The organism is Pseudomonas sp. AM4(2022) (assembly GCF_036346515.1).
Lineage (GTDB): Bacteria > Pseudomonadota > Gammaproteobacteria > Pseudomonadales > Pseudomonadaceae > Aquipseudomonas > Aquipseudomonas paracarnis.
The window spans coordinates 213,062-229,052 of record NZ_JAOTNW010000005.1 but is presented as its reverse complement, the minus strand read 5'-3'; the positions used below and the strand labels follow the sequence as shown (position 1 = coordinate 229,052).

Annotated in this window: 13 protein-coding genes and 1 pseudogene; 12 read left to right on the top strand and 2 right to left on the bottom strand. The window is 61.7% G+C overall.

Annotated features, from left to right (window positions below; genetic code table 11):
- Positions 1-12: 12 nt before the first annotated feature.
- Positions 13-369 (bottom strand): hypothetical protein, encoded by a 357-nt coding sequence (locus ODQ19_RS09360; RefSeq protein WP_330209865.1) that lies wholly within the window; start codon positions 367-369, stop codon positions 13-15.
- A 256-nt stretch (positions 370-625) separates the two neighbouring features.
- Here ODQ19_RS09360 and urtA point away from each other — a divergent pair, with 256 nt between their 5' ends.
- The 12 genes and pseudogenes from urtA (at position 626) to ureC (ending at position 10,784) form a co-directional block, all read left to right on the top strand.
- Positions 626-1,891: an urea ABC transporter substrate-binding protein gene (urtA, locus tag ODQ19_RS09355; RefSeq protein WP_096143994.1), complete on the top strand. Its 1,266-nt coding sequence runs from the start codon at positions 626-628 to the stop codon at positions 1,889-1,891.
- Positions 1,892-2,029: 138 nt separating this feature from the next.
- Entirely contained in the window at positions 2,030-3,532 is a 1,503-nt protein-coding gene (gene urtB, locus ODQ19_RS09350; protein WP_330209864.1) for an urea ABC transporter permease subunit UrtB, read from the top strand.
- Entirely contained in the window at positions 3,532-4,599 is a 1,068-nt protein-coding gene (gene urtC / locus ODQ19_RS09345; protein ID WP_116666813.1) for an urea ABC transporter permease subunit UrtC, read from the top strand. The genes urtB and urtC overlap by 1 nt, the downstream gene beginning before the upstream one ends.
- On the top strand, positions 4,596-5,429 hold the full coding sequence (gene urtD / locus ODQ19_RS09340; protein WP_330209863.1) for an urea ABC transporter ATP-binding protein UrtD: 834 nt from the start codon (positions 4,596-4,598) through the stop codon (positions 5,427-5,429). Before urtC ends, urtD begins: the two co-directional genes overlap by 4 nt.
- 150 nt (positions 5,430-5,579) lie before the next feature.
- Complete coding sequence (gene urtE, locus ODQ19_RS09335) at positions 5,580-6,278, top strand: urea ABC transporter ATP-binding subunit UrtE (protein WP_116666810.1); 699 nt, start codon at positions 5,580-5,582, stop codon at positions 6,276-6,278.
- A gap of 30 nt (positions 6,279-6,308) precedes the next feature.
- Complete coding sequence (locus ODQ19_RS09330) at positions 6,309-7,148, top strand: urease accessory protein UreD (protein WP_330209862.1); 840 nt, start codon at positions 6,309-6,311, stop codon at positions 7,146-7,148.
- A 2-nt stretch (positions 7,149-7,150) separates the two neighbouring features.
- Positions 7,151-7,261: pseudogene (locus tag ODQ19_RS09325) on the top strand (outer membrane lipoprotein carrier protein LolA); the annotation flags it as partial.
- A 45-nt stretch (positions 7,262-7,306) separates the two neighbouring features.
- On the top strand, positions 7,307-7,609 hold the full coding sequence (ureA, locus tag ODQ19_RS09320) for an urease subunit gamma (RefSeq protein ID WP_003171437.1): 303 nt from the start codon (positions 7,307-7,309) through the stop codon (positions 7,607-7,609).
- 9 nt (positions 7,610-7,618) lie between these two features.
- Positions 7,619-8,131, top strand: a complete 513-nt coding sequence (locus ODQ19_RS09315) for a GNAT family N-acetyltransferase (protein ID WP_330209861.1) — start codon at positions 7,619-7,621, stop codon at positions 8,129-8,131.
- Positions 8,132-8,136: 5 nt separating this feature from the next.
- On the top strand, positions 8,137-8,670 hold the full coding sequence (locus tag ODQ19_RS09310) for a GNAT family N-acetyltransferase (protein WP_330209860.1): 534 nt from the start codon (positions 8,137-8,139) through the stop codon (positions 8,668-8,670).
- Positions 8,667-8,972 carry an urease subunit beta gene (locus ODQ19_RS09305; RefSeq protein WP_054896379.1) on the top strand — a complete coding sequence of 102 codons (306 nt, stop codon included), beginning with the start codon at positions 8,667-8,669 and terminating at the stop codon, positions 8,970-8,972. The genes ODQ19_RS09310 and ODQ19_RS09305 overlap by 4 nt, the downstream gene beginning before the upstream one ends.
- Before the next feature lie 111 nt (positions 8,973-9,083).
- Entirely contained in the window at positions 9,084-10,784 is a 1,701-nt protein-coding gene (gene ureC / locus ODQ19_RS09300; protein WP_330209859.1) for an urease subunit alpha, read from the top strand.
- Here ureC and ODQ19_RS09295 read toward each other — a convergent pair.
- The gene (locus ODQ19_RS09295; protein WP_330209858.1) at positions 10,781-15,952 is read right to left on the bottom strand and encodes a dermonecrotic toxin domain-containing protein; all 5,172 of its coding nucleotides are present in this window, start codon (positions 15,950-15,952) and stop codon (positions 10,781-10,783) included. The two genes, ureC and ODQ19_RS09295, sit on opposite strands and share 4 nt — an antisense overlap.
- Positions 15,953-15,991 lie beyond the last annotated feature (39 nt).

The window sequence follows — 15,991 nt, the reverse complement described above, 5'->3', positions numbered from 1 at the left end:
CTGCTGCAGCGTTCACTTGGGGTAAGTACGTTTTACAAAGTCCAGTGAACTGGGGTGGGAATGCAGGCTCGCCACAATCTGGTAGCCCTCGGGGTTCACGAAATCGCCGGCGGCATGTTCACGGTCCAGCAACAGGTTCCAGTCGAACGTGGTGGGCTTGCCCGCGCGCGGTTCGCTGGCAACGTACAGGTTATCGCTCAGGCGCCGCAAAATGACACTGGCGTACTCCACGTCACGCTGGTTACCGATTTGCTCGTGAATATAACGCGCGGCATCGTCAGTGCTGATAAAGGCGGGGCTGAGCTGCCCCAGTTTGGCCTGGCCGCGAGGCAGTGTCGCACGCTTGTCACGCGCAAAGGAATCGTCCATGAAAACACCTGGATAGTCGGAAGAAGTGATCATCCTGGAATACCCGCGCGCCGAGCTTGCGCTGCATATTGCTCCCGGCGCCCTTTTTTGAGGCGCGTCACGCCTGCGTCCGCGCTTACAGCGCCAAGCTGGTGCGCAACCGCCGCTGCCCGGCCCTGAATCCTCGTTGAAACCGCTGCGACGGGTCGCAGGCACAGCCTTTGCAAAGCGCTGTGTATCTGCCCCATAACAACTAATGGTTTACGGAGATCGCACCATGAAGCGTCGCAGCTTGATCAAGGCTTTCACTTTGTCGGCATCCATTGCCGCCATGGGTTTGACCTGGACCGTCCAGGCCGCCGAGACCATCAAGGTCGGCATCCTGCACTCGTTGTCCGGGACCATGGCGATCTCCGAAACCTCGCTCAAAGACATGGCGCTGATGACCATTGACGAGATCAACGCCAAAGGCGGGGTGAACGGCAAGATGCTCGAACCGGTGGTGGTGGACCCAGCGTCCAACTGGCCGCTGTTCGCGGAAAAAGGCCGGCAGTTGCTGACCCAGGACAAAGTCGCCGTGGTGTTCGGCTGCTGGACCTCGGTGTCGCGTAAATCGGTGTTGCCGGTGTTTGAAGAACTCAACGGCTTGCTGTTCTACCCGGTGCAGTACGAAGGCGAAGAGATGTCGCCGAACGTGTTCTATACCGGTGCGGCGCCGAACCAGCAGGCGATCCCGGCGGTGGAATATTTGATGAGCGAAGAAGGCGGCAGCGCCAAGCGTTTCTTCCTGCTCGGCACCGACTACGTGTACCCGCGTACCACCAACAAGATTCTGCGTTCGTTCCTGCATTCCAAAGGCGTGGCGGACAAAGACATCGAAGAGGTCTACACCCCGTTCGGCCACGCCGATTACCAGACCATCGTCGCCAACATCAAGAAGTTCTCCGCCGGTGGCAAGACCGCGGTGGTCTCCACCGTCAATGGCGACTCCAACGTGCCGTTCTACAAAGAACTGGCCAACCAGGGCTTGAAAGCCACCGATGTCCCAGTAGTGGCGTTCTCGGTGGGTGAAGAAGAACTGCGTGGCATCGACACCAAGCCGCTGGTGGGCAACCTCGCGGCCTGGAACTACTTCCAGTCGGTGGAGAACCCGGTGAACCAGAAGTTCGTGGCCGACTGGAAAGCCTACGCCAAGAAACACAACCTGCCGGGCGCCGACAAAGCCGTGACCAACGACCCGATGGAAGCCACCTATGTGGGCATCCATATGTGGGCGCAGGCGGCGGAAAAAGCCAAGTCCACGGACGTCGACAAAGTGCGTGAAGCCCTGGGCGGCCAGACCTTCGCTGCACCGTCGGGCTTCACCCTGACCATGGACAAGACCAACCACCACCTGCACAAGCCGGTGATGATCGGTGAGATCCAGGCCGACGGGCAGTTCTCGGTGGTGTGGCAGACCGAGGCGCCGATTCGTGCACAGCCATGGAGCCCTTACATTCCGGGCAATGACAAAAAGCCGGACTATGCGGTGAAGAGCAACTAAAGCCCAACACAGATCAAATGTGGGAGCGGGCTTGCTCGCGAATGCGGTAAATCAGTGACAAATGTGCTGACTGACACACCGCATTCGCGAGCAAGCCCGCTCCCACAGTTTGACCGCGCATAATCAGGACATTTTTGTATGCCCACTGCCCTCCACCGCCTCATCCTCGCCGTGCTGCTGTTGCTGCCCTTGGGCGCACGCGCCAGCGACGCCGAAGACTTCCTTAACGCCAACCCGGTGCAGCAAGCCAAACTCCTGCAGGACTGGGCCGCCCACCCCGATCCAACGCGTATCGAGTTGGTGGATGCCCTTGAGCAAGGCCAACTCACGCTCAACGGCGAAACCAAGACCGTGCGCCTGAACAACCGCCTGCGCGGCTTGATCAATAACGTGCAAGCCAGCCAGCAACTGCTCGCCGCCGACCCCAAGGTGCGCCTGGAGGCAGCGCGCACCCTGCAAAAAAGCGCGGTGCCTGCACAACTCAAATTTCTCGACCAGCAAGTCGCCGCCGAAACGGATGAGCAAGTACACAGCGCCCTGAGCCTGGCCCTGGCCAACCTGCAACTGGTCGATCCCGACCCGGTAGTGCGCCTGGCGGCCGTGCGCTTGCTCGGCAGCACCGGCGACCCGCTGGCCCGCACGCGCCTTGAAGCTCTGCTGGCACCTGGCGTGGAAGCCGACGCCGCCGTGCACACCGCCGCTGAAACCAGCCTGGCCCAGGTCAAACGCAAACTGATGATGGGTGAAATCCTCGGCCAGGCGTTCAGCGGCATGTCCCTGGGCTCGATTCTGCTGCTGGCGGCCCTGGGCCTGGCGATCACCTTCGGCCTGCTCGGCGTGATCAACATGGCCCATGGCGAGATGCTGATGCTCGGCGCCTACTCCACCTATGTGGTGCAGTTGATGATGCAGCGCTATGTGCCCCAGGCCATCGAGTTCTACCCCTTGATCGCGTTGCCGGTGGCGTTCTTTGTCACCGCGGCCATCGGCATGGCACTGGAGCGTACGGTGATTCGCCACCTGTATGGCCGTCCGCTGGAAACCTTGCTCGCCACCTGGGGCATCAGCCTGATGCTGATCCAGCTGGTGCGCCTGGTGTTCGGCGCGCAGAACGTCGAAGTGTCGAACCCGGCCTGGCTGTCCGGCGGCATCCAGGTACTGCCCAACCTGGTGCTGCCGTACAACCGCATCGTGATCATCGCCTTCGCACTGTTCGTGGTGGTGCTCACCTGGCTGCTGTTGAACAAGACGCGCCTGGGTCTGAACGTGCGCGCCGTCACCCAGAACCGCAACATGGCCGCCTGCTGCGGCGTGCCCACCGGGCGCGTGGACATGCTCGCCTTTGGCCTCGGCTCCGGTATCGCAGGTTTGGGCGGCGTGGCGCTGAGCCAGATCGGCAACGTCGGCCCGGACCTGGGCCAGAGCTACATTATCGACTCGTTCCTGGTGGTGGTGCTCGGCGGCGTCGGCCAGTTGGCCGGCAGTGTCATGGCCGCCTTTGGCTTAGGGATCGCCAACAAAATTCTCGAACCCCAGATCGGTGCCGTGCTCGGCAAGATCCTGATCCTCGCGCTGATCATTCTGTTTATCCAGAAACGCCCGCAAGGACTCTTTGCACTGAAAGGACGGGTGATCGACTGATGAACCAGCCATTGATGCTTACGGCCACGCAAAAGGCCGGCCCCAAAGTCACGATTGCGGTCGGTGCAGTCATCCTGCTCCTGCTGCTGGCGTTGCCCCTGTGTTCGCTATTGTCTGCCGACAACCCGCTGCATGTGTCGGCCTACACCTTGACCCTGGTGGGCAAGATTCTCTGTTACGCCATCGTCGCCCTGGCGCTGGACCTGGTGTGGGGTTACGCCGGGATGTTGTCCCTGGGCCACGGTTTGTTCTTCGCCCTGGGCGGCTACGCCATGGGCATGTACTTGATGCGCCAGGCGGCAGGTAGCGAGTTGCCGGCCTTCATGACCTTTTTGTCCTGGACCGAATTACCCTGGTACTGGGCCGGCACCGACCACTTCCTCTGGGCCTTGTGCCTGGTGGTACTGGCCCCTGGTTTGCTGGCGTTGGTGTTCGGTTTCTTCGCCTTCCGCTCGCGAATCAAGGGCGTGTATTTCTCGATCATGACCCAGGCCCTGACCTTCGCCGGGATGCTGTTGTTCTTTCGCAACGAGACCGGGTTCGGCGGCAACAACGGCTTTACCAACTTCCGCAGCATCCTCGGTTTCGGCATCACTGAACCGGGCACGCGAGCGGTGTTGTTTCTCGCCACGGTGCTGTTGCTGGTGGCCAGCCTCTACATCGGCTGGCGCCTGGCGAAGAGCAAGTTCGGGCGTGTGCTCACCGCCCTGCGCGACGCCGAGAACCGCCTGATGTTCTGCGGTTACGACCCACGCGGTTTCAAGCTGTTCGTGTGGGTGTTGAGTGCAGTGTTGTGCGGCCTTGCCGGTGCGCTGTATGTGCCGCAGGTGGGCATTATCAACCCCAGCGAAATGTCTCCGACCAACTCCATCGAAGCCGCCGTGTGGGTAGCGCTGGGTGGGCGTGGCACGTTGATCGGGCCGTTGCTCGGCGCCGGTGTGGTCAATGGCATGAAGAGCTGGTTCACCGTGGCCTTCCCCGAGTACTGGCTGTTCTTCCTGGGGGCGCTGTTCATCATCGTCACCCTGTACCTGCCCAAGGGCGTTATCGGCCTGCTGAAGAAATGAGGAACGTCATGCTTGAACCTATTTTCGACGCAGGCAGCGGCCGCGAGGCGATTGGCATCGGCCAGGTCGCGGGCAAAGGGCTCAACACCCGCCACGGCACCATTCTGACCCTGGAAGATATCAGCGTCAGCTTTGACGGTTTCAAGGCACTCAACGACCTGAACCTGTACATCGGCGTCGGCGAATTGCGCTGCATCATCGGCCCCAACGGCGCGGGCAAGACCACGCTGATGGACGTGATCACCGGCAAGACCCGGCCCAGCCACGGCAAGGCCTGGTTTGGCGAAACCCTGGACCTGACCCGCATGAGCGAAGTGCAGATCGCCCAGGCCGGTATCGGGCGCAAATTCCAAAAGCCCACGGTGTTCGAAGCCCTCAGCGTGTTCGAAAACCTGGAGCTGGCGCAGAAGACCGACAAGTCGGTGTGGGCCAGCCTGCGGGCGCGCCTGAGTGGCGAACAGAAAGACCGTATCGAGGAAGTGCTCGACACCATCCGCCTCACCGCCTCCGTGCATCGCCCCGCCGGCTTACTGTCCCACGGCCAGAAGCAGTTCCTGGAAATCGGCATGCTGCTGATGCAAGACCCGCAACTGTTGCTGCTGGATGAACCGGTGGCAGGCATGACCGACGCCGAAACCGAGTTCACCGCCGAGCTGTTCAAACGCCTGGCCGGCAAGCACTCGCTGATGGTGGTGGAGCACGACATGGGCTTTGTCGGCTCGATTGCCGACCACGTCACCGTGTTGCACCAGGGCAGCGTGCTGGCCGAAGGATCGCTGGAACAGGTGCAGGAAAACGAGCGGGTGATCGAGGTTTACCTCGGCCGCTAACGCTGACACGAACGGCTGATCGTTCCCACGCTCCGCGTGGGAATGCCACGCTGGACGCTCCGCGTCCCGCTGCGCAACGGTGACGCAGAGCGTCACGGTATGCATTCCCACGCAGAGCGTGGGAACGATCACATTGAGGAGGTTTTGAGAATGCTGCAAGTCGACAAGCTGCACCAGTATTACGGCGGTAGCCACATTCTGCGTGGGCTGTCCTTCGACGTGAAGGTCGGCGAAGTCACTTGCCTGCTCGGGCGTAACGGCGTGGGCAAGACCACCCTGCTCAAGTGCCTGATGGGCCTGTTGCCGGCCAAGGAAGGCGCGGTGAACTGGGAAGGCAAGGCCATCACCGGCTTCAAGCCGCACCAGCGAGTACATGCCGGCATCGCCTACGTGCCTCAGGGCCGGGAGATATTCGGGCGGCTGACCGTGGAAGAAAACCTGCTGATGGGACTGTCGCGTTTCCCCGGTTCCGAAGCCAAAGAGGTGCCGGCCTTCATCTACGAACTGTTCCCGGTGTTGCTGCAAATGAAGCATCGACGTGGCGGCGATTTGTCCGGCGGCCAGCAGCAACAGTTGGCGATTGGCCGTGCCCTGGCGAGCCGCCCGCGCCTGTTGATTCTCGATGAGCCCACCGAAGGCATCCAGCCGTCGGTGATCAAGGAAATCGGTGCGGTGATCAAGAAGCTCGCGGCGCGCGGCGATATGGCGATCCTGTTGGTGGAGCAATTCTATGACTTTGCCGCTGAACTGGCTGACCAGTACCTGGTGATGTCCCGTGGCGAAATCGTGCAGCAGGGCCGTGGTGAAAATATGGAAAACGAGGGTGTGCGTGGGCTGGTAACCATCTAATCTGTAGCCTCCTAACGATAAGCACACACCATGAACCTGCCCGTTACCCCTGCCCTGTTCACCCCCAGCTGGCACGCCGAGCTGGAACTCGGCTACGCGCGTTTCGGCGATACCACACGCCCGGTACTGCGCCGCCACCTGGGCCCGCTACGGGTGCAAAAGCACCTGTACGCCGAAGGCCCCGAGGTGTGCCAGCACATCATCGTGCACCCACCCGGCGGGATTGCCGGTGGCGATCGCCTGGACATCAGCGCCCATGTGGGCACAGGGGCCTGGGCACAACTGACCAGCCCCGGCGCCGCCAAGTGGTACCGCGCCAGCGGCCCGGCGTATCAGCAACTTGAACTGACCGTGGAAGCCGGCGCGACCCTGGAATGGCTGCCTCAGGAAACCATCGTGTTCAGCGCGGCCCAGGCCGAACTCACCACACAGATCGAGCTGCTGGGCGATGCGCGGTTGTTCTACTGGGATGTGGTCGCCCTGGGCCGCCCGGCCAGTGGCGAACGGTTCGACCTGGGCCACTTTCAATCGCACCTGGACATTCGCCGCGACGGCCAGTTGCTCTGGCATGAACGCCAGCGCATTGTGGGCGCCGATGGGTTGCTGGATTCGCCTATCGGGCTGGATGGGCAACCGGTGTTTGCCACCTTGTTGGTGACCGGTGAAGTCGATGCGCAATTGCTTGAACAATGCCGCTCACTGCCCCACGCGGTGCGCGGTGACCTGACCCAACTGCCCGGCTTGCTGGTGGCGCGTTGCCTGGCCAGTGAAGCGCTGCTGGCGCGGGGTTGGTTGATTGATTTATGGAAATTGCTACGCCCGGCAGTGCTGGGGCGAGAAGCAGTCGCACCACGAATTTGGAGCACATGAAGATGCGCCCTTCGGTAGGAGCGAGCTTGCTCGCGAAGATCGTTAACGATAACGCGGGCATCCTGAATGTACGCGGCGCCCTCAGGTTTTTCGCGAGCAAGCTCGCTCCTACAGGGGTTAGCGCCCGCCCTTTTAATTGCCTTACGACGGACTGAACCATGGACCTGACCCCACGGGAAAAAGACAAACTGCTGATCTTCACCGCAGGCTTAGTCGCCGAGCGGCGCCTGGCGCGCGGGGTGAAGCTCAACTACCCGGAGACCATCGCCTATATCTCCGCCGCCCTGATGGAAGGCGCCCGCGATGGCCGCACCGTGGCCGACCTGATGCACTACGGCACTACCCTGCTCAGCCGCGAACAAGTGATGGAAGGCATCCCGGAAATGATCCCGGATATCCAGGTGGAAGCCACCTTCCCAGACGGCACCAAGCTGGTCACCGTCCACCAGCCCATTGCGTGAGGTGCGGCCATGATTCGTGATGCAACCGAACACGACCTGCCGGCTATTCGCGCCATCTACAACGACGCGGTGTTGAACACCACGGCGATCTGGAACGAGCAGCCGGTGGACCTGGCCAACCGCCAAGCCTGGTTCAGTGCACGCCAGGCGCAGCAGTACCCGATCCTGGTCGCTGTGGACAACGACGAAGTCACCGGCTACGCCTCATTCGGCGACTGGCGCCCTTTCGAGGGCTTCCGCTATAGCGTGGAACACTCGGTTTACGTGCGCAATGACCAGCGCGGCAAAGGCCTCGGCCCACGCCTGATGCAGGCCCTGATCGAGCGCGCCCGCAACGGCGGCAAGCACGTCATGGTCGCCGCCATCGAAAGCAGCAACCTGGCCTCGATCCGCCTGCATGAGCGCCTGGGCTTCAGCATTACCGGGCAGATGCCGCAAGTGGGCATCAAGTTCGGCCGCTGGCTCGACCTCACCTTTATGCAACTGACCTTGAACCCGGGCGCACAACCGCCCAAGGAGTGACATCGATGAGCGCTGCACAACTGCGTCGAGTCAATGCAGAAAGCTTTGCCCATTACCGCCAGGGCTTGATCGAACTATTGCTGGACGCGGTGCAGCATGGCGCGTCGGTGGGCTTCATGGCCGACTTCGATGAGGCCCAGGCCCGGGACTACCTGACCGGCGTGCAAGCCGGCGTCGAGGACACCAGCCTGCTGCTGTGGGTGGTGGTGCGCGACGAGCAGGTGATCGCCAGCGTGCAATTGGCGTTGTGCCAGAAAGCCAATGGCCTGAACCGCGCCGAGGTGCAAAAGTTGCTGGTGCACAGCAGCGCCCGTCGCCATGGCCTGGGCCAGCAATTGATGAATACCCTGGAACTCGCCGCGCGCCAGCACAAGCGTGGCCTGCTGTACCTGGACACCGAGGCCGGCTCCGGCGCCGAAGCCTTTTACCAGTCGCTGCGCTACACCAAGATCGGTGAGCTGCCCGACTATTGCCAAAGCCCGGACGGGCGCTACAGCCCTACCGCCATCTACTTCAAGACCCTGGGGCAACCTGCATGATTCCTGGTGAATATCAGATCCAGCCTGGCGAGATCGAACTGAATGTCGGCCGCCGCACCCTCATCCTCGGCGTGGCCAACAGCGGCGACCGGCCGATCCAGGTAGGCTCGCATTACCATTTTTTCGAGACCAATGACGCGCTGGAATTCGACCGAGCGGCCAGCCGTGGCATGCGCCTTAATATTCCGGCGGGCACGGCGGTGCGGTTTGAGCCGGGGCAGCGTCGGGAGGTGGAGTTGGTGGAGTTGAGTGGTGCAAGGCGGGTATTTGGGTTTGCAGGGCGGGTCATGGGCGACCTTTAGGGCCTCATCGCAGGCAAGCCAGCTCCCACAGTTGGAATGCAATCCCCTGTGGGAGCTGGCTTGCCTGCGATAGCGATTTCATATTCAACACCTATTGTTCAGGGCACACACATGAAAATCACCCGCCAAGCCTACGCCGACATGTACGGCCCCACCGTCGGTGACAAGGTGCGCCTGGCCGACACCGAACTGTTCGTCGAAGTGGAACAGGACTTCACCGTCTACGGCGAAGAGGTCAAATTCGGCGGCGGCAAGGTGATCCGCGACGGCCAGGGCCAGAGCCAGTTGCTCGCCCATGAAGTGGTCGACACGCTGATCACCAACGCATTGATCATCGACCACTGGGGCATCGTCAAGGCCGACGTCGGCTTGAAGAATGGCCGCATCCACGCGATTGGCAAAGCCGGCAACCCGGACATCCAGCCCGGCGTGACCATGGCCATCGGCGCCAGCACCGAAGTGATCGCCGGGGAAGGCATGATCCTCACCGCCGGCGGCATCGACTCCCACGTGCATTTCATTTGCCCACAGCAGATCGAAGAGGCCCTGACCAGCGGCGTCACCACCATGATCGGCGGCGGCACGGGGCCGGCCACCGGCACCAATGCCACCACCTGCACCTCCGGCCCGTGGCACCTTGCGCGGATGCTGCAGGCCAGCGATTCGTTCCCGATGAACATTGGCTTTACCGGCAAGGGCAACGCCAGTTTGCCCGAGCCGCTGATCGAGCAGGTCAAGGCCGGTGCTATCGGCTTGAAGCTGCACGAAGACTGGGGCACCACGCCGGCGAGCATCGACAACTGCCTGAGCGTCGCCGATGCCTACGACGTGCAGGTGGCGATCCACAGCGACACCCTCAACGAGTCGGGTTTTGTCGAAACCACCCTCGCCGCGCTCAAGGGCCGCACCATCCACACGTACCACACCGAAGGTGCCGGTGGCGGGCATGCGCCGGACATCATCAAGGCCTGCGGTTTCCCCAATGTGCTGCCCAGTTCCACCAACCCGACGCGGCCGTTCACGCGTAACACCATCGACGAACACCTGGACATGTTGATGGTGTGTCACCACCTGGACCCGAGCATTGCCGAAGACGTGGCCTTCGCCGAAAGCCGCATCCGCCGCGAAACCATCGCCGCCGAAGACATCCTGCACGACCTCGGCGCGTTCTCGATGATCAGCTCCGACAGCCAGGCCATGGGCCGCGTCGGTGAGGTGATCACACGCACCTGGCAGACCGCCGACAAGATGAAAAAACAGCGTGGGGCCCTGCCCGGTGACGGCCCCGGCAACGATAACTTCCGCGCCAAACGCTACATCGCCAAGTACACCATCAACCCGGCGATCACCCACGGCATCAGCCATATCGTCGGCTCCATCGAAATTGGCAAATGGGCCGACCTGGTGCTATGGCGCCCGGCGTTCTTCGGCATCAAGCCCACGCTGATCCTCAAGGGCGGCGCCATTGCTTCGAGCCTGATGGGCGACGCCAACGCCTCGATCCCGACGCCGCAGCCGGTGCATTACCGCCCCATGTTCGCCAGCTTCGGCAGCTCGCTGCACGCCACCAGCCTGACCTTTATCAGCCAGGCCGCGCAGGCGGCCGGGCTGCCCGAGGCCCTGGGCCTGAAGAAGCAAATCGCAGTGGTCAAGGGTTGCCGCGATGTGCAGAAAACCGACCTGATCCACAACGACTACCTGCCGGATATCGAGGTTGATCCACAGACTTATCAGGTCAAGGCCGACGGTCAATTGCTGTGGTGCGAACCGGCTGAAGTACTGCCGATGGCCCAGCGGTACTTCCTGTTCTAGTGGATGGCGCTGATCGCTTGATCGGTCAGTGTCTGGTTCAAGGTGATCAGCTCAGCATTGATGCGGCCAAAGGTGTCGTCGTAGTCTTGCTGGGGCATCAGTTGCCCCGGTTCACTTTCCGAAGCCGGTCGGCCCAGGCGCCGGGCCGCCTGGCTGATGGTTCGACGCAGGGCCTGCCGCGCCCTCTCGGGGAGGTGGGCAGCGCCAGCCCATTGTTCCTGCGCGGCCTGATAGTCAATCAGTGCATCGAACTTTGCGGCAATCGGTGCGTAGTCCGCTGGATGAGCTCGCTGCAGAAAGTCGGTCCACATCGGTTGCTCCAGCAGGTTGCCACGCAGCAACTCGCCTTGGTCCAGTAGCTGTACGCGGTTGAATGCCGCCTCGACCATGGGCGCCGTCACATAATCCTCGCGGAACATCATGCTCCGGGATTGCCAGGGCAGGTCGAGGCGGGTTGCCAGTGGCGTTGTGTACGCCAGGTAGATCTCGACTTCATCGATATCGGCGATCACATTGCCGTGGGCATCGTAATGATCGACGCGTGCGCCTTGCGCGTCGTACTCCGGAAACTTGACACCGTCGGCCTGCAATTGGGACACGCGCTCATGGGCGATACGGCCTAACTCATCGAGCCGCCACTTGCCCCTGGCCAGGTTGAAGACAGCCTTGCGCACGGAGGCCACATCCTCGCTGAAGTACGCCGACCAATGCAGCACGGCAACGCCCATTGCATTGAACATCTGGGCTCCGGCGTCCACACAGGCTGCGGGGTCCCTGGCCATCAGGAACAGTTGCTCGCGCAACTCGACGTCCTCGCCCATCGCCTCGAGCATGCGCCAGACCTTCGCTGTCAGCTCGGGCAACCACACACCGCTAGCGGCTGTCCCATCCCCCGAACGCCTGACGGCACGAAGAAGATTGAAAAAACCCTCAGAGCCAAACGACTCTTCCAGCCTGTCCCATAACACTTGCCTGGAGGGCCATTCCTGCGCCGAATAACCGGTTTTCCACTGCTCGCTGTCGAGCGCGCCCCTTTTCGGCAACTGGCGATACGGATCGCGGCCAGCGGCCTCGATGTACCGCTTGAATTGAGCAAGCAGCTCAGGCGTCAGCTCTTCACGGGTGAGGAACGTTTTCGCCACAATCAGTGCCTTATCCGAGCCCGGCGCGAACTCGGGAATCCGCGCTATCGGGTTCTGCCGCATATCCAGAATGAAATTTTCCGGCCTCGGCACACGGAACACACTGGCAGGCCACTCCTCCAGGCTTGTGTCATTGAGCAGCAAGGTCTGTAAGCGCGGCATGCGGCCGACATCGGGTGGCAAGCTAAGTGGGTTCATCTCCAAAAACAACTCCTTGAGATGCACCCGATCTTTCAAGCGCAGGACGTCTTCAGGCGTCAGGACAATATCGTTGCCGCCCAAATGCAACCGCTGCAAATGCGGCATCTGTTCGATGGCTGATGGCACGCTTGTCAGTTGAGCAGCCTCGATCCCTAATCGACGCAGACCGCGAAAGTTGGCGAGCAGTGGCTGCACATCGGCATCCGTCAGCTGCAAGCCTTCGGTTCCCACAATGCCCAAGTAGCTGACATGGTCAAAGTTTGCAGTCAGTGCGGGCAAGGTTCGCAACTGCTGCGCCAGGTCCTCTTCCAACCATTCGATTTTCTGCCCCAAAAGGCGTCCGCTTCGATCATAGTGCCGTGGGCCAACCCGTCTCCAGGCGTCATCCAGCGTGGTAAAAATCTTGCGTCTGGCCCTCAGTATCCTACGGTGCTGTTCACCGAACGCCTCCATGCCCTGGGGCTGTACGCTCAGCCATTGATGCAACGTGGAATGCAGGGTTTTGTACTCTTGCTCCAACGCACGCAGCCAGCTCAGATCCAATGCTCCGCGCTCATTGATCAGGGCGAGCATTTCGTCCCGGGTGATTTCCGGGTACAGGCTGCGGATCCGCTCGCGCGTGATTTTTTCCCACTCAGTGCCACCGCGCCCACTCAATGGATAGCCGCGACGCTCACCTGGCAACACGCTCGGCGGTTGAAAAAACGGCAGCTTTTCCGGCGACATGCCCAAGGCTTTGCGCAACGGTGCCCTGCCTAATGCATGCTGCTTGATCAACCCCTTCAATTGCTCACCCTGGCCGACGTGGGGCAGGCCAATCGCGTTGCGATGGACATCGGTCAATGCGTGCTGCAAGGCGCCATAGAAACCATTGAGCCCATGCAGATGCTGACCGCGCTCATCAAAGGCTTGATAACGCCCATCCTCCATGCGTGCCAGGACCTTGCGATTGCTCGCCTCCTGAGGGCCAAAACTGGCACGCAATGGGCCTTCAAACCGGCCCTCGCGCACCTCCAGGCGCAAATTGTCCGACCAGCCGGGAAGCGCCGGCAGGGTGTGGAGGGCCAGGGTTTCGGTGTCCGGTCCAGCCAACGCATCAAGGTACAAGCCCTCATGTGCGTGGGTCAGGCGCATTTGCTGCTGCGCCCGGCGCGCCTTCTGAGCGAGGCGCAGCGGGATGCGCTTGGCGCTGTTCAGGGTGTCGCGTTCGGTCGGCGTTGCGTCGGCCAGCACTTCGCGCGCCAGGATCGTCGGCACACCGCTAAAGTCGCGCTGGATCAACATGATCGCGGTGTCGGACGGTGGTTGCTGCTCGACGTAAATACTCTTCATCAAGCGTTCGCGCACTGCCTCGGCCCGCTGTTCCAGCATCAATTGCAGGACCTTGGTTCGAGCCTCGAGCGTGCGGGGGGTGTAACTGCCCACCAGGGCATCGCGCTGAGGTTCGCTGAGCGCTTCGATAATGCGCCGGGGCAACTGGCCGCCCATCAATTGGCCACGGTGGATATGCACGGTGTCCGCCGCCGTTGCCTGACGATTGCCGTACTTGATCGACGGCCCGCTCAACTCGGTGCCGGAAAATGCCTCGATCGCCTTGCTCGCCGGCCACCCCGGCAACTCCACCGCCAGGGATGCGGCATAACTGCACAGCTCGCTGCTGAGCGCGCCCAGGCGAATGCCCTCGGCGACGTTCACCGCATCGCGATACGCCCTGAACTGGCGCAGGGTGTCGAGCAAAATCGCCGGTACCGGTTCGCCCTCCGCGTGCACGCGGCGCAGCACCGCCTCACTCACATCCGCCACGCTGCGTGCCTGCTCCAACTCGAGATCGCTGAAGCCGTCCGTCACGGCCCCCAACCGTCGCATCAACGTGGCGCCTTCCCAAGTGTGCGGTCGCTCCACTTCATGGTTCCAGAGGCCAGTGCCGTTGCTCTTCAATATCGGTTGATAGGCCTCGGCACGTGTGGGGTGCAGGATGCGATATTGCTCGGTCAGCGGGTCTTGTTGCACGGCATAGCGTTTACCCTCCAATGGCAGCACGGTCTGGCCGTTGTGCCGGTGCAGGCCTTGCTCATCCGCCGCCACTGAAGGGAGGGACGCGGTGTGCTCATAGGCCGACAAGTCGGGTTTCCAGAGCCGAGTCTTGCCACTGGGCAGGGTAACGGCCTTGAGCTGCTCGATAAACGGCAACACGGTGAAGTGCACCACGGCTGCCTGTACCGCCAGCGCCGCCAGGTTTTCCACCACATCGGTAATGTGCGCCCAGCCCTCTTCGCGGTCGCCTTCGCTCAGCTCGATAACACCGTCGATGACTTCGTAAAGTAGTTGCCCGGCCATCGCCACGGCCATCACTACGCCCAGCGGCGGTACCGCCATGGCCACCAGGTTCAGGCCGAACAGGCCAATGCTCATGTAATGCGCGGCGCGCAGTGAGCGCGAGGCCTCATCGACATCGGCGGTGCTCACCGCACGATGCCGCGCATTCTCGAACAGGCGGGTACGCAGGCTGCCCAGGCGATAAGTCCACAGGTCCGGGACTTGCCAAAGGTCAACGAGGGTGTGAGCGCGGATGTTGAACTCAGGGGCGCTGACAGGGACGCGCACCCGGGGTTGGGGCTCCCCCAGCGTTGAAGGCGTGGAGAAGGACGGAGAAGTGAGCAAGCGACCCCACTCCGATCGCAAGGCCTGTGCGCCAAACGGCTGGGGAGGTGCGTCCAGCACCAGTTCGGTCAGTCGTTTGTAGTAGTACGCGCGGTCTTTGTCGGCAACGAACCGGGCAAAAAAATGCTGGTTCGGCGTAGCCTTCCAGCCTTGAGAGCGGTCAGCTTGCTGGGTGGTTTTCGCGCTCAGGCGCTCGGTCAAATCATTGCGAAAGTCATTGAAGCTTTCATAACGCTTGATGGGATGGTCGGGGTCATCGGGAATATAGACGATGACCCAGCAGGTGTAGCCAGGCTTGGCGCAAGTGTCGATGACCAGGCAATCATGCACATGCAGGTTCATCAGGCTCAGGCTGCGATAGCCGATTGGCTTGCCGTCGCTGCGGATGTATTTTTCCCCGGCCGCCACCCGCATCAGCAGCGCGTGGTCGCTGTCGCCAATGTCGCCTTTGAGCAACGCCAGGTACGCCGCCGCCTTGAAGGCGGCTTTCTGATGCCGGACATAACGTTCGCGCAGTTCGGCTTGGGATTTGGCGTCGTCAGGTTTCAATTGCGCCTTGAGGTGAGCCTGGTACTGCTTGCCCAGGTCCAGGTCTCGGCACAGTTGAGTGAACGCATGAATCTTCAGGGTCGTGGTGTGGCGCTCGAAATGATCGCGCACGTCCGGTTGGGTGATGAAACCTGAGGCACTGTCGAAATAGCCCTCTCGAGTCTCGCGTTGCTCGAAATTGCCGAGGGCAGCGTGCAGCAGCGAGAACGTTTTGACCCTGAAGCCACCGGTCTTTACGCCAAAGGCATCTTCGACCGGTACATACAGGCGCAACCAGGTTTGATTGACGTCCAGCTCATGGCCGATAGCCTTTAGCTTGGCTTCCAGCAACGGTTGGGCAAACGCTTGCTCCGAGCGTATGTGGCTGAAGGTTTTCTCCAGTTCGTTAAGCGAATCGCAACGGGCATCCAGCAGCACCTTGAGCCGATCTTTGCAGGCTTGGGAAGCAGCGCCATACCAGCGGGGAATGGCCGGCGGCGTATCTTTGAGGGCCTTGCGGCGGGAGGGCGAACTGTTGACCAGGCAAGCGGGGATCGCCTGCTTGATCAGTTCGTAATGTTGACCCTGCTCACCGGGAAGCGGAGTGGCGGGGTCGGTGACCTGAAAGTCCGGCATGGGATGACAACCTTTTTCTTGGAAGAGGTTGTCATCCTA

What these genes read in the sequence shown, in the direction of transcription:
- ODQ19_RS09360 (WP_330209865.1), bottom strand. Translation starts at nt 369, where the DNA reads ATGGACGATTCCTTTGCGCGTGACAAGCGTGCGACACTGCCTCGCGGC.
- urtA (WP_096143994.1), top strand. Translation starts at nt 626, where the DNA reads ATGAAGCGTCGCAGCTTGATCAAGGCTTTCACTTTGTCGGCATCCATT.
- urtB (WP_330209864.1), top strand. Translation starts at nt 2,030, where the DNA reads ATGCCCACTGCCCTCCACCGCCTCATCCTCGCCGTGCTGCTGTTGCTG.
- urtC (WP_116666813.1), top strand. Translation starts at nt 3,532, where the DNA reads ATGAACCAGCCATTGATGCTTACGGCCACGCAAAAGGCCGGCCCCAAA.
- urtD (WP_330209863.1), top strand. Translation starts at nt 4,596, where the DNA reads ATGAGGAACGTCATGCTTGAACCTATTTTCGACGCAGGCAGCGGCCGC.
- urtE (WP_116666810.1), top strand. Translation starts at nt 5,580, where the DNA reads ATGCTGCAAGTCGACAAGCTGCACCAGTATTACGGCGGTAGCCACATT.
- ODQ19_RS09330 (WP_330209862.1), top strand. Translation starts at nt 6,309, where the DNA reads ATGAACCTGCCCGTTACCCCTGCCCTGTTCACCCCCAGCTGGCACGCC.
- ureA (WP_003171437.1), top strand. Translation starts at nt 7,307, where the DNA reads ATGGACCTGACCCCACGGGAAAAAGACAAACTGCTGATCTTCACCGCA.
- ODQ19_RS09315 (WP_330209861.1), top strand. Translation starts at nt 7,619, where the DNA reads ATGATTCGTGATGCAACCGAACACGACCTGCCGGCTATTCGCGCCATC.
- ODQ19_RS09310 (WP_330209860.1), top strand. Translation starts at nt 8,137, where the DNA reads ATGAGCGCTGCACAACTGCGTCGAGTCAATGCAGAAAGCTTTGCCCAT.
- ODQ19_RS09305 (WP_054896379.1), top strand. Translation starts at nt 8,667, where the DNA reads ATGATTCCTGGTGAATATCAGATCCAGCCTGGCGAGATCGAACTGAAT.
- ureC (WP_330209859.1), top strand. Translation starts at nt 9,084, where the DNA reads ATGAAAATCACCCGCCAAGCCTACGCCGACATGTACGGCCCCACCGTC.
- ODQ19_RS09295 (WP_330209858.1), bottom strand. Translation starts at nt 15,952, where the DNA reads ATGCCGGACTTTCAGGTCACCGACCCCGCCACTCCGCTTCCCGGTGAG.